The sequence below is a fragment of the Phenylobacterium sp. genome, from assembly GCF_044371015.1.
GTDB lineage: Bacteria > Pseudomonadota > Alphaproteobacteria > Caulobacterales > Caulobacteraceae > Phenylobacterium.
In genome coordinates this window covers 1-13,045 of sequence record NZ_JBILUK010000076.1, presented here as the reverse complement: position 1 = coordinate 13,045, position 13,045 = coordinate 1, and the positions used below count along the sequence as shown (strand labels likewise).

Genomic DNA, 13,045 nt, shown 5'->3' with positions numbered 1-13,045 from the left:
CACTCGTCGACATCGATGGACGGGTGCTGATCTGCCGACGTCCGGAAGGGAAGGCGCTGGCGGGCCTGTGGGAGTTTCCGGGCGGCAAGGTCGAGGCCGGCGAGACGCCCGAGACCTGCCTGATCCGTGAGCTGGACGAAGAACTGGGCATCCGGGTCACGCAGGCTTGCCTCGCCCCGTTCGTGTTCGCCAGCCACACCTATGAGGCGTTCCACCTCCTGATGCCGCTCTACCTGGTGCGGCGCTGGGAAGGCGTGGTCACGACGCGCGAGCACTCCGCCACCGCCTGGGTGCGGCCACGCGAGATGGGCGACTATCCGATGCCGCCCGCCGATGCGCCGCTGGTGGCCTGGCTCCGCGATCTGCTCTGAAATCGTCGATCAGCGCGTCATGATCGCAAAGCCCTGTCGTGGCGCGGTCATCCAGCTGAGCAGCCGGCCCAACGCCGCGCGATCGCCTGCGGTGGCCGAACCCGACAGGTCCGCGCCGGCCAGAGCGCCCGACAGGAACGCCGCACGGGGCAGGGTGTAGCTGGCGTCCACGGCGCCCGGCGCGGGGTTGGCTTCGTGGATCAGAACGTCGTTCCGGATCGTCACCCGATAGCGCTCGTTGCGGTCGGTGAAGTTGAGATCGACGCTCAGCGTCTGGCCCTTGGACTTGGTCGGATCGAGCCGCACGGCCAGCAGGTCGAGGAACATCGGCGTCGGCGTGTTGCGCACCACATCCAGAGAGGCTGTCTGCCCGCCGCCCTGCGCGACGCCCTGGCGCAGCTCCTGTGCGCCGGCAAGGTACATGTTGCGGCCGATGGCGCTCTCGGCCCCCTTCGCCTGCCGCTCCAGCACCTTGGCGAGCAACGCCTTGGCGGCGCTGTCGCTCGAGTCCGCGTAGACCAGATGCCGCCCGAGCTCACCCGCCCAGCGGTCGTCGCCGGCCGCAAAGGCCGCCTCGGCCCGGGCCGCGACAGCCGCGCGGCCGCCCATGGCCTCCACGTAGCGCTTCGAGGCGTCGGCGGGCTCCAGCGGCGCCAGGTTCACCGGGTTGGCGTCGTACCAGCCCATGTAGCGCTGATAGACAGCACGGGAATTGAAGCTGAGCGTTCCATAGTAGCCGCGGTTGTACCATTCGCGGTCCAGCGCCTCGGGCAGGGACAGGCGGTTGGCGATCTCGGAGCCGGTCAGGCCCTCATTCATCAGCCGCACCGACTGGTCGTGCAGGAACTTGTAGGCGTCGCGATGTTTGGAGAGATAGTCGGCGATCACCTCCGTCCCCCATCGCGGCCAGCCGTGGCTGGTGAACATCACCTCCGACTTCGCCGCATAGAGCCGCGCGGATTCCGTCAGATAGTCGGCCCAGGCCTTGGCGTCGCGCACCAGGGCGCCGCGCGGGGTCAGCACATTGTGCATCGAGACATTGGCGTTCTCGGCCATGCAGAGGGCCTTCAGGTCCGGCAGATAGAGGTTCATTTCCGCCGGCGCCTCTGTGCCTGGCGTCAGCTGGAACTCGATCCGCACGCCGTCGATGGTCAGGATCTGGCCGGTGCGGTCGATCTCCACATTGGGCGGGATCAGCGTTACCGTACCGCCGCTGACGCCGGGCCCGATGCCGACGCTGACCTGTCCTTCCGGACCGCGCGGCAGGAACGTCCCGAACTGATAGGTCGCCCGCCGGTTCATGGCCGGGCCGGCGATCACGTTCTCGCTGACCGCGTGCTCGAGGAAGCCCTTGGGCGCAATCACCTGCACCTTGCCCGCGGCGAGATCCGCCTCGCTGACCACGCCGCGCGCGCCGCCGAAGTGATCGGCGTGGCTATGGGTGTAGATCAACGCCACCACCGGGCGGGCGCCCAGCTTCTGATTCGCCAGGTCCAGCGCCGCCCTGGCGGCCTCGGCGGTGGTCAGGGGATCGATGATGATCCAGCCGCCTTTTCCGGCGATGAAGGTGATGTTGGAGACGTCGAAGCCACGCACCTGCCAGATGCCGGGGGTCACCTCGAACAGGCCGTGCTTGGCCAAGAGTTGCGAATGACGCCACAGGCTCGGGTTCACGCTGGCTGGCGCGGGGCCCTTGAGGAACTCGTAGGCCGAGAGATCGAACACCAGCCGTCCATCGCCGGTGGTGAGCCGGGGTTGCGCCAGCGAGCCGAGGAATCCTCGATCGGCGAACACGAAGTCCTGGCGGTTGGCGAAGTCGGGCGCCGCGGCGGCCGGCGCCGAAAGTCCGGCCGCGAGGCCGAGGGTCAGGATGATCTTGCGCATGTGTTGTCTCTCCCTGTCGCCAGGGTTATCGGGCCGGCGCGCCGAGGCCAACCCGAGACGGCGACAGGCGGTCGCGTTGACTTGGGCAGGGGCGCCCCTTAAGTCACCCACGCCCCGAAAGTGGGTCCCGCGCGAGGGGCCGGAGGGGACTTGTCCCGGCGAACGGATTTCCCCTTGAGCATCTTCCAACGCTTCTTCGGCTCTTCCAACGACCGCAAGGTCAAGGCCTTCCAGGCCCGTGCGCTGAAGATCACCGCCCTCGAGCCGGCCATGCAGGCGCTGAGCGACGACGAACTTCGCGCCAAGACTGAGGCCTTCAAGGCCCGAGTCGCGGCCGGCGAGAGCCTCGATTCCCTGCTGGAAGAAGCCTTCGCCGTGGTGCGCGAGGCCGCGCGCCGGGTGCTGGGCCAGCGCCACTACGACGTGCAGCTGGTCGGCGGCATGATCCTGCACAAGGGCGGCATCGCCGAGATGCGCACCGGCGAGGGCAAGACCTTGGTGGCCACCGCCCCGGTCTACCTCAACGCTTTGGCCGGCAAGGGCGTCCACGTCATCACCGTCAATGACTATCTGGCGCAGCGCGACTCCGAGTGGATGGGCCAGATCTATCGGTTCCTGGGATTGTCGGTGGGCGTCATCGTCCACGGGCTGAGCCAGGGCCAGCGTCAGGCGGCCTATGGCTCCGACATCACCTACGGCACCAACAACGAGTTCGGCTTCGACTATCTGCGCGACAATCTGGTCTACAACGCCGCCGAGATGGTTCAGCGAGGCCATAACTTCGCGATCGTCGACGAAGTGGACTCGATCCTGATCGACGAGGCGCGCACGCCGCTGATCATTTCAGGCCCCACCGAGGACCGCTCGGACTTCTACCGGACCATCGACCTGGTGGTTAAGGAGCTGATCCAGGACAAGACCACCTACGACTACGACGAGAAGCAGCGGCAGGTGATCCTCACCGAGGAGGGCTCGGAGAAGGTCGAGGAGATGCTGCTGGCGTCCGGCCATCTGGTCCAGGATTCCGCCGGACTCTACGATCCGGCCAACATTTCCGCCGTGCACCATGTGAATCAAGCTCTGCGCGCCAACGTCATGTACGTGCGCGACAAGGACTACATCGTCCGTGCGGGCGAAGTGATCCTGATCGACGAATTTACCGGCCGGATGATGCATGGCCGCCGGCTCTCGGAGGGTCTGCACCAGGCCATCGAGGCCAAGGAAGGCGCCGTCGTCCAGCCCGAGAACCAGACCCTGGCCTCGGTCACGATCCAGAACTATTTCCGTCTCTATTCAAAGCTCTCGGGCATGACCGGCACCGCCGCGACCGAGGCCCAGGAGTTCCTGGAAATCTACAAGATGGACGTGGCCGAGATCCCGACCAACCGGCCGGTCCAGCGCATCGACGACGACGATGAGGTCTATCGCACCGCTCGCGAGAAGAACGCCGCGATCATCCAGCAGATCGTGGCCTGCCACCTGCGCGGCCAACCGATCCTGGTCGGCACGGTCTCCATTGAGAAGTCCGAGCTGCTTTCAGAACTCCTGAAGGCCCACACCTTCGAGAAGGACGGCAAGACTGTTCGGGGCATCCCGCACAACGTTCTGAACGCCCGCTTCCACGAGCAGGAGGCCAGCATCGTCGCCGACGCAGGCGTGCCGGGCGCCGTCACGATCGCCACCAACATGGCCGGCCGGGGCACCGACATCCAGTTGGGCGGCAATGTCGACATGCGGCTCGCGGCCTGGCGTCAGGAGCAGCTCGACTCTGGCGTCGAGGTGACGCCGGAGGCGGCGCTGGCGCGCCGCGCCGAAATCGAGGCCGACATCAAGGACCTGAAGGAACAGGCCCTGGCCGCCGGCGGTCTGTTCGTTCTGGGCACCGAGCGCCACGAGAGCCGGCGGATCGACAATCAGCTGCGCGGCCGAACCGGCCGGCAGGGCGACCCCGGCCACTCCAAGTTCTTCCTCTCGTGCGAGGACGACCTGCTGCGTATCTTCGCCGGCGAGCGACTGGATGCGATCATGCGCACCTTCGGGGTCCAGGAAGGCGAGGCGATCACCCACAAGTGGCTGAACAGCGCCATCGCCACGGCTCAGAAGCGCGTCGAGCAGCGCAACTACGAGATCCGCAAGAACCTGCTCAAGTACGACGACGTCATCAACGATCAGCGCAAGGCGGTGTTTGAACAGCGCCAGGAGTTCATGGAGGCGACCGACCTCCAGCAGATTCTGCGCGAATTCCGCAGCGATACGATCAACGACCTCGTCGCTCGCCACCTGCCGCCCAAGGCCTACGCCGAGCAGTGGGATGTCGAGGGCCTCGACGCCCAGGTCCGCTTCATGTTGGGCCTCGAACTGCCGATCGCCGAATGGGCGGCGGAAGAGGGCATCGCCAACGAGGAGATCGAGGAGCGAATTGTTGAAGCCGCCGAAGCCCGCGTCGCCCAGCGCGACGCCGAGGTCGGCGAGCACATGCGCAATGTCGAGAAGAGCTTCATGCTCCAGACCATCGACATGCAGTGGCGCGAGCACCTGATGCACATCGATCACCTGCGTACGGTGATCGGCCTGCGCGGCTATGGCCAGCGCGACCCGCTGAACGAGTTCAAGACCGAAGCCTTCACCCTGTTCGAAAAGCTGCTGGTCGATCTGCGCCAGATGGTGACGCGCTGGCTGATGACGGTCGAGTTCCAGTTCGAAGCCCCGCCACAGCCGCCGCCTCGCTCGGCCTTCGAGGTGCATCTCGATCCGGTGACCGGCCAGAACGAAATGGCCGGCGACCTGCCCGAGGGCTGGGAACAGACCGGCCGCAACCAGCCCTGCCCCTGCGGGTCGGGCAAGAAGTTCAAGCACTGCCACGGGGCGCTGGTATAGCCTTCCGGCGTTCGGCGACTGCGGCGTAACCGGCGAGGATAACGAATATGACCAACCTCAAGCGCTGGGTGCTGCAACGGCGGCCGGTCGGCGACATCCAGGCCGGCGATCTGAAGCTGGTCGAAGAGCCGATCCGTGATCTGGCCGACGGCGAGGTGCTGGTGCGCACCCTCTACCTCTCGCTCGACCCGACCAACCGCATCTGGATGAGCGACCAGGACCAGTACATGCCGCCGGTCCAGATCGGCGACACCATGCGCGGCGGATCGCTTGGCGTCGTCGAGCGTTCGCGTTCCGACCGGTTCAAGCAAGGCGACGTGGTCAACACCGGTCTCGGCGGCTGGTCCAGCCACGTGATCGCCAACGGCATGATGCTCACCCCCGCGCCGCAGCTGCCGGGCGTGCCGCTGACCGCCTATATGAGCGTGCTGGGCGCCACCGGCCTCACCGCCTGGTTCGGCATGTGCGACATCGGCCAGCCGAAACCGGGTGAGACGGTTGTGGTCTCGGCCGCGGCCGGCGCTGTGGGCTCGATCGCAGGCCAGATCGCCAAGCTCAAGGGCGCGCGGGTCATCGGCATCGCCGGCGGCAAGGCCAAGTGCGACTGGCTGGTCAATGAGCTCGGGTTCGACGGCGCCATCGACTACAAGAACGAGGACGTCGGCGCTGCGCTGGACCGACTCTGCCCGAACGGCATCGACGTCAACTTCGAGAACGTGGGCGGCGCGATCATGGACGCCGTGATGGCGCGGATGAACAATTTTGGCCGTATGCCGCTCTGCGGGATGATCTCGACCTATAACAATGACGACCGTCCGGCCGGGCCCAAGGACTTCGCCCAGGTGCTGATGCGCCGGCTGAAGATCCAGGGTTTCATCATCATCGACTATCTGCCCCGCGCCGGCGAGGCCATGGCCGAGCTGATCCCCTGGGTGATGCAGGGCCAGCTGAAGTGGAAGGTGCATGTCGACCAGGGCCTGGAAGGGGCGATGGATTCCCTCCAGCGCCTGTTCACCGGCGACCACGACGGCAAGCTGCTGATCCAGGTCTCGCCGGAGCCCTGAGCCTAGTCACCCCGCCAGCACAAACCCCGCGCCCCGCTCGGCGATCATGATCGTCGGGGTGTTGGTGTTGCCCGACGTGATGGTCGGCATGACCGAGGCGTCGATGATGCGTAGTCCCTCGCAGCCGATCACCCTGAGTCGAGCGTCGACCACCGCCATGGGATCGGAGCCCGCGCCCATCTTCGCCGTGCCGACCGGATGGAAGATGGTGGTGCCGATCTCGCCGGCGGCGCGGGCGAGCGCCGCGTCATCGTCGCCGACCGAGGGGCCGGGCAGGTGCTCCACCGGGTTCAGGGCGGCCAGGGCGGGCTGGGCCATCAGCCGACGGGTCACGCGGATGGCGTCGGCGGCGACCTTCAGGTCCTCGGCCGTGGAAAGGTAGTTGGGCTGTATCCGCGGCGGCGCGGTCGGATCGGTGGAGGTGATCCGCACCGTTCCCCGCGAGGTGGGGCGCAGGTTGCAGGGCGCCACCGTCACCGCGTCGAACCGGTGCAACGGCTCGCCGAACCGGTCCAGCGACAGCGGCTGGACGTGGAACTCCAGATTGGGCCGGGCGTGTTCGGGCGACGAGCGGGTAAAGATGCCGAGTTGGCTGGGCGCCATGGTCAGCGGTCCGGTGCGGAACAGCGCATATTCCAGCCCCATCAGACCGCGCGTGATCAGGTTGTGGTAGCGGCTGTTGAGCGTCGGCGCCCCCGACACGCGCCAGATCGCCCGCTGCTGCAGATGGTCCTGCAGGTTGGCGCCGACGCCCGGCCGATCCGCCCGTACGGCCACGCCGGCCTCGGCCAGCCAGCCGCCGGGCCCGACGCCCGAGCGTTGCAGGATCTGCACCGAGCCGATGGCGCCTGCGCAGAGGATCACTTCGCCCCGGGCGCGGGCTTCCGTTTCCACGCCGCCGACCCGGTGTCTCACGCCCACGGCGCGCAGCCCCTCGAACGTCACCCGATCAACCTCGGCGCCGGTCACGAGCTTCAGGTTCGACCGGCCCAGCACGGGTTTGAGGAAGGCGCTCGCCGCCGACCAGCGCAGTCCGCGCTTCTGGTTCACATGGAACGGCCCGACGCCCTCGTTGTCGCCGGTGTTGAAGTCGCCGGTCGCCGGCACGCCCATCTCGACCGCCGCGCGCTGGATCGCGTCCAGCACCGCCCAGCGCACGCGCGGCGCCTCGACCCGCCACTCGCCGCCTTCGCCATGGTGGTCGCCCGCGCCCAGGAAGTGGTCATCCAGCCGGCGGAACACCGGCGCCACGTCGTCCCAGCCCCAGCCCGCCAGACCGAGGTCGCGCCAGCCGTCATAGTCCGCGGACTGGCCCCGCATGGAGATCATGGCGTTGATCGACGAAGAGCCGCCCACCACCCGCCCGCGTGGATAGGCCAGGGCGCGGCCGTTCAGTCCGGGCTCCGGCGCGGTCGAGAACCGCCAGTCCGAGCGCGGGCTCCCAATGGCGAACAGATAGCCCACCGGGATGTGCAGCCAGATCCAGGTGTCGGCGCCACCCGCCTCCAGAAGCAGCACCCGGTTGCGCGGGTCCGCCGACAGGCGGTTGGCCACCACACAGCCGGCGCTGCCCGCGCCGACCACGATGTAGTCCCATTCCCCATCCAAGGGGGCGCCCTGGAGCGCGTGAGCCGCCGTCGCCATGCCTCAGCTTTGCCGCGCCTTTGCCTCCGATGCCAGACCCGGCTTGCCGGCCGTGGCGTCAGGGCGGCCAGTCTGGGCGCATGAGCGCTCCCCTCCCCAAGGCCTGCATCATCGGCGCGGGCTGTTCCGGCTTCACCACCGCCAAGCGGCTTCAGGATCTCGGCGTGCCGTTCGACTGTTTCGAGATGTCGGACGACGTCGGCGGCAACTGGTACTTCAACAATCCCAACGGGAAGTCCGCCTGCTACGAGAGCCTGCACATCGATACGTCCAAGTGGCGCCTGGCCTTCGAGGACTATCCCGTCCCGGCGGACTGGCCGGACTTCCCCCACCACGCCCAGTTGCAGCAGTACTTCCGCGACTATGTGGACCACTTCGGCCTGCGGGATCGGATCACGTTCAACACCCGGGTGGAGGCCGCCCGGCGCACGCCGGAGGGCCTCTGGGACGTCACCCTCTCCAATGGCGAAACCCGCACCTACGACGTGCTCTTCGTCTGTAACGGTCATCACTGGGATGCGCGCATTCCCGATTATCCGGGCCGGTTCGACGGCCCCGCGATTCACAGCCATGCCTATCGCGGCCCGTTCGATCCGGTCGACATGCGCGGCAAGACGGTCGTCGTGGTCGGGATGGGAAACTCGGCGATGGACATCGCCTCGGAGCTGTCCCAGCGGCCGATCGCCAAGAAGCTTTGGGTCTCGGCCCGGCGCGGCGTCTGGGTGCTGCCCAAGTACATGAACGGCAAGGTCGCCGATAAAGCCGTCATGCCCGCCTGGATCCCGCGCAAGCTCGGCCTGAAGGTTGCGCGGGCGGCGATCAAGCGGGCCATCGGCCGGATGGAGGACTATGGCCTGCCCAAGCCCGACCATGAGCCGCTGGAGGCTCACCCGTCCGTCTCCGGCGAGTTCCTGACTCGCGCCGGCTGCGGGGACATCGCCTTCAAGCCCAACATCTCAGAGCTGATGGGCCGGAAGGTGCGGTTCGAAGACGGCAGCGTCGAAGAGGTGGACGCGATCATCTACGCCACCGGCTACAACATCACCTTCCCGTTCTTCGCCGGCGAGCCGACGCTCAACCCGGACAGCGAGAACCGTTTCCCGCTGTTCAAGCGGATGATGCAACCGGGCGTGCCGAACCTGTTCTTCATGGGCCTGGCCCAACCGCTCCCAACGCTCGTCAACTTCGCCGAACAGCAGGCCAAGCTGGTCGGAGCCTATCTCACCGGCCGTTACCGACCGCCGCCGCCGGAGGAGATGGCGCGCATCACGGAGGCCGATGAGGCCATGCATCTGGGCCCCTATTACAAATCCCCGCGCCACACGCTGCAGGTGGACTTCGGGGTCTACTGCCGGGACCTGATGCGAGAGATCGACCGCGGCGCGGCGCGGGCCAAGGCGGCCGGTGGGGCTTTGCCGGTGCCGGCGCGGGCCCAGACCTAACCCGCCGCCCACCCGGTCAGTGTCAGGATCTCGAACGTCGCCGTCAGCCGCCCATCGGGCTGGGCGAACCGCTCGGCATAGATCTCGCAGATCCGCGCCAGCAGCGTCCGTGTCAGCGGCTTGGGGTGCCGGTCGGCAAGCAGGCTGGTCTCACCCATGGCCCTGAGGTCGGCCAGCAGCTTCAGCGGGTGGCCGTATGTCACGTTCACGCTGTCGATGTCGGTCACCGGCTGATCGAAGCCGGCCCGTTGCAACAGGCTCGCTGCATCCTGCGCGTCGGCGAAGGGCGAGACGCGGCTACCCGCGCCGCCAAGCACTTCGATCTCGGCCTCGGTGATCGCCTGACGCAATTCGGTCAGGGTCACACCGCCCAGGATCGCGCCGATGAAGAGACCCCCGGGCTTCAACGCCCTGTGCGCCTGGATCAGTGCGCCGACCACGTCGTTGGCCCAGTGCAGCGAGAGCGGCGAGACAATCAGGTCGAGACTCTGGTCAGCGAAAGGCAACCGCTCGTCGTCGGCCACAAGCCGCGGTCCCGCTCGACCGGCCAGCATCCGCGCCGAGACATCCGCCTCGATCAGCCGGCCGACTCGTCCGGGCGCCGCTGCGGCGAGCGCCTGACGAAAGGCGCCTCGACGCGCCGAGAGGTCGACGGCCAGGGGAAAGTCGCGCAGGATCGGAGCCAGCCGCTCGGCGATGTCCAGGGCCGCGCGCCGATGCAGGAAGTCGGCGTCGGCAAAGCCCGCCGCCGCGCGGTCCAGCCGCCGGCGCCGCAGGGCGCGGTCGAAGAGAAGGGGAGGCGCGGCCATTGCGGGAGGATCAAGCGGAATTCCTCGCTCATTGGAAGCCCCGCGCCCGCGCCGCCTGGCGCACGGCGCTCGATCTGGTGCTGCCGCCCCAGACGCTGGATGGTGGGCCGCGCCCCCTGGCGGGCGGGTTCTCGGCCGAAACCTGGAGCCGGATTCACTTCCTCGACGGCCCGGTCTGCGACGGTTGCGGCGCGCCGTTCGCCTACGCCACAGGCGAGCGTTGTCCGGCGTGCCTGGCCCAGCCGCACGCCTTCGACGCCGCCCGCGCCGCCTGCCTCTATGATGAGACCTCGCGTGAGCCGATCCTGCAGTTGAAGCACGCCGACCGATTGGATCTCGCACCACTGTTCGCGCGCTGGATTTCCCGCGCGGCCCGCGAGCTGGTCGAGGCGGCCGATGCGGTCGTCCCGGTGCCGCTACACCCCTTTCGGCTGCTGACCCGACGTTACAATCAGGCCGCCGAGATCGCCCGGCCGCTCTGCGCCATGACGGGAACGCCTTATCTGCCTGGTGTGCTCCAGCGGCGGCGTCCCACGCCCACGCAGGCCGGCCGTTCGGGCTCCGGACGCCGCCGCAACGTGGCCGGCGCCTTCTCGGTCCCGCCCGCCGCGCGCGCCAAGGTTCAGGGCCGGCGCATCCTGCTGATTGATGATGTTCTGACCACCGGCGCAACCGCCGACGCCTGCGCGCGGGCATTCAAGACCGCGGGCGCGGCCCGTGTCGATCTGGCCGTAGTGGCCAGGGTGCAGGCGGCGGATGGACTCACCATATGAACCTGATCAGGCGACCCAGATCGCCGTCCAAGCGACAGAGTCTTCGAGCCCATGAGCCAGGTGACGATCTATACCAAGCCCTACTGCCCCTTCTGCATCCGCGCGCTGGATCTGCTCGACAAGAAGGGCGTGGCCTATACCGAGATCGAAGCCGCCTTCGATCCTGAGAAGCGCCAGGAGATGATGCGCCGCGCCGGCCGCGCCACATTCCCTCAGATATTCGTAGGCGATCGCCATATCGGCGGCTGCGACGACATGATGGCGCTGGACCGGGCGGGTGAGCTGGACTCTCTGTTGAACGCGGCCTGAGTTCAGTCGGCGCGGCGGTCGAACTCCAGGAACACCGGCGCGCAGTCGCCCAGGCGCTTTTCCTCATAGCGCGTGGTGACATGATCGGCGGGGGGCGTCCGCCAGTCATCTGCTCGCGTGGCGATCCAGCGAAACGCCGGCTCCGCCCTGAGAGTGGCCAGGGCGTCGTTCACATAGTCTGCCCAGTCGCTGGCGAAGCGCAGGCGCGCGCCCGGTCGCATCACCCGCGCCAGCGCCACTGCCGTTTCGGGCTGGATCAGGCGCCGCTTATGGTGCCGCGCCTTGGGCCAGGGGTCTGGAAAGAGTACGAACACCCGGTCGATGGCGCCGTCAGGCAACCGCGCGATCAGGTCCCGCGCGTCGCCATCGTGCAGTCGCACGTTGGCGAGGCTCTGCTCGTCAATGTGGCGCACGGCGCTGGCCACGCCGTTCAGAAAGGGTTCGGCGCCCAGGATCAAGACGTCCGAAGCGGCGGCAGCCTGGGCGGCCATGTGCTCCCCGCCGCCAAAGCCGATCTCCAGCCAGACCTCGCGCGCGCCGGGCATCAGGTTGCGCGGTGTCACCGGCCCGGCCGGAATGCGCAGGTCGGGCAGCCGCTCCGCCATCAGCGCCGCCTGACGCGGCTTGATGGGCCGCGACTTCAGCCGACCGAACGAGCGGAGCGGCCTATAGTCGTGATCCTGTTCGCTCAGGCGAGGCCCCGGATCTGGTCGGCCAGATCGGTCTTCTCCCAGGAAAAGCCGCCCTCGTTATCCGGTTGGCGGCCGAAGTGACCATAGGCTGCGGTGCGGGCATAGATCGGCCGGTTCAACTGCAGGTGTTCGCGGATCGCGCGCGGCGTGGCGCCACCGATCAGTTGCGGAAGGGCGGCTTCCAGCTTGGCCGGATCGACTTCACCGGTGCCGTGGAGGTCGACATAGAAGCTCAATGGCTGGGCGACCCCGATGGCATAGCTGATCTGGATCGTGCACTTCCGCGCCAGGCCCGAGGCGACCACGTTCTTGGCGAGGTAGCGGCAGGCATAGGCCGCCGAACGGTCCACCTTGGTCGGGTCTTTGCCGGAGAAGGCGCCGCCGCCGTGAGGCGCTGCGCCGCCATAGGTGTCGACGATGATCTTGCGGCCGGTCAGGCCTGCGTCGCCGTCAGGCCCGCCGATCTCGAAGCGACCTGTCGGGTTGACGTGCCACTTGGTCTTCTTGGTTACGAGCCCAGAGGGCAACACGCTCTCAACATAGGGCCGGATCAGCGCCTCGATCCGCTTGGGCGTGGCCATGTGCAGGCCGACGCGCTTCTTGTGTTGGGTAGAGACGACGATCTGCAGAATCTCGACCGGGCGACCGTCTTCGTAGCGGACGGTGACCTGGCTCTTGGCGTCGGGCTCCAGCACTGAGCACTCGCCGGAGTGCCGCACCTCGGCCAGCTTTTTCAGAATGTCGTGGCTGTACTGCAACGTCGCCGGCATAAGCGCCGGTGTCTCATCGCAGGCGTAGCCGAACATGATGCCCTGATCGCCTGCGCCCTCATCCTTCTTCTCGGTGGCGTCGACGCCTTGGGCGATATGCGCCGACTGCTCGTGCAGGTGACAGGCGTACTTGGCCTTGGCCCAGTGGAAGCCCTTCTGCTCATAGCCGATGTCCTTGATCGCCTGGCGGACCTTGGGTTCGAGACTCTTCACGATCTCCTTGGTCATCGCCTTGTTCTCGGCCTTTGAGGCCCCTGGCCGTCCGGCCCGCACCTCGCCCGCCTGCACGATGCGATTGGTGGTCACCAGGGTTTCACAGGCCACGCGGGCCTGGGGCTCGGCGGCCAGGAAGGCGTCAACCACGGTGTCGGAGATGCGGTCGGCGACCTTGTCGGGATGGCCCTCGGACA

At 67.6% G+C, this 13,045-nt stretch carries 11 protein-coding genes; 6 read left to right on the top strand and 5 right to left on the bottom strand.

Going from position 1 to position 13,045, the window contains the following annotated elements; translation table 11 throughout:
- Positions 1–371: (deoxy)nucleoside triphosphate pyrophosphohydrolase (locus ACIQ3R_RS08515; protein ID WP_397417323.1), on the top strand; the 371-nt coding region annotated here is incomplete at its 5' end.
- A gap of 9 nt (positions 372–380) precedes the next feature.
- Here ACIQ3R_RS08515 and ACIQ3R_RS08510 read toward each other — a convergent pair.
- Positions 381–2,255: an alkyl/aryl-sulfatase gene (locus ACIQ3R_RS08510; protein ID WP_397417321.1), complete on the bottom strand. Its 1,875-nt coding sequence runs from the start codon at positions 2,253–2,255 to the stop codon at positions 381–383.
- Positions 2,256–2,405: 150 nt separating this feature from the next.
- Here ACIQ3R_RS08510 and secA point away from each other — a divergent pair, with 150 nt between their 5' ends.
- Both secA and ACIQ3R_RS08500 read left to right on the top strand, forming a co-directional pair.
- Complete coding sequence (gene secA, locus ACIQ3R_RS08505) at positions 2,406–5,132, top strand: preprotein translocase subunit SecA (RefSeq protein ID WP_397417320.1); 2,727 nt, start codon at positions 2,406–2,408, stop codon at positions 5,130–5,132.
- 47 nt (positions 5,133–5,179) lie between these two features.
- Positions 5,180–6,196 carry an NADP-dependent oxidoreductase gene (locus tag ACIQ3R_RS08500; protein ID WP_397417318.1) on the top strand — a complete coding sequence of 339 codons (1,017 nt, stop codon included), beginning with the start codon at positions 5,180–5,182 and terminating at the stop codon, positions 6,194–6,196.
- Positions 6,197–6,202: 6 nt separating this feature from the next.
- On the opposite strand, the gene ACIQ3R_RS08495 is transcribed toward ACIQ3R_RS08500, so the two are convergent.
- Complete coding sequence (locus tag ACIQ3R_RS08495; protein WP_397417316.1) at positions 6,203–7,840, bottom strand: GMC family oxidoreductase; 1,638 nt, start codon at positions 7,838–7,840, stop codon at positions 6,203–6,205.
- 80 nt (positions 7,841–7,920) lie between these two features.
- On the opposite strand from ACIQ3R_RS08495, the gene ACIQ3R_RS08490 reads away from it, so the two are divergent.
- The gene (locus ACIQ3R_RS08490; protein WP_397417314.1) at positions 7,921–9,282 is read left to right on the top strand and encodes a flavin-containing monooxygenase; all 1,362 of its coding nucleotides are present in this window, start codon (positions 7,921–7,923) and stop codon (positions 9,280–9,282) included.
- Here the strand turns inward: ACIQ3R_RS08490 and ACIQ3R_RS08485 are convergent.
- Positions 9,279–10,091 carry a methyltransferase domain-containing protein gene (locus ACIQ3R_RS08485; RefSeq protein WP_397417312.1) on the bottom strand — a complete coding sequence of 271 codons (813 nt, stop codon included), beginning with the start codon at positions 10,089–10,091 and terminating at the stop codon, positions 9,279–9,281. The genes ACIQ3R_RS08490 and ACIQ3R_RS08485 overlap by 4 nt on opposite strands.
- Between ACIQ3R_RS08485 and ACIQ3R_RS08480 the strand changes: the two genes are divergently transcribed.
- Positions 10,091–10,864 (top strand): ComF family protein, encoded by a 774-nt coding sequence (locus tag ACIQ3R_RS08480; protein WP_397417310.1) that lies wholly within the window; start codon positions 10,091–10,093, stop codon positions 10,862–10,864. The genes ACIQ3R_RS08485 and ACIQ3R_RS08480 overlap by 1 nt on opposite strands.
- Before the next feature lie 51 nt (positions 10,865–10,915).
- Complete coding sequence (gene grxC / locus ACIQ3R_RS08475) at positions 10,916–11,173, top strand: glutaredoxin 3 (RefSeq protein WP_397417308.1); 258 nt, start codon at positions 10,916–10,918, stop codon at positions 11,171–11,173.
- 2 nt (positions 11,174–11,175) lie between these two features.
- Here the strand turns inward: grxC and trmB are convergent, their stop codons facing one another.
- Complete coding sequence (gene trmB / locus ACIQ3R_RS08470; RefSeq protein WP_397417325.1) at positions 11,176–11,865, bottom strand: tRNA (guanosine(46)-N7)-methyltransferase TrmB; 690 nt, start codon at positions 11,863–11,865, stop codon at positions 11,176–11,178.
- Positions 11,862–13,045: methionine adenosyltransferase (gene metK, locus ACIQ3R_RS08465; RefSeq protein ID WP_397417306.1), on the bottom strand; the 1,184-nt coding region annotated here is incomplete at its 5' end. The genes metK and trmB, both read right to left, overlap by 4 nt.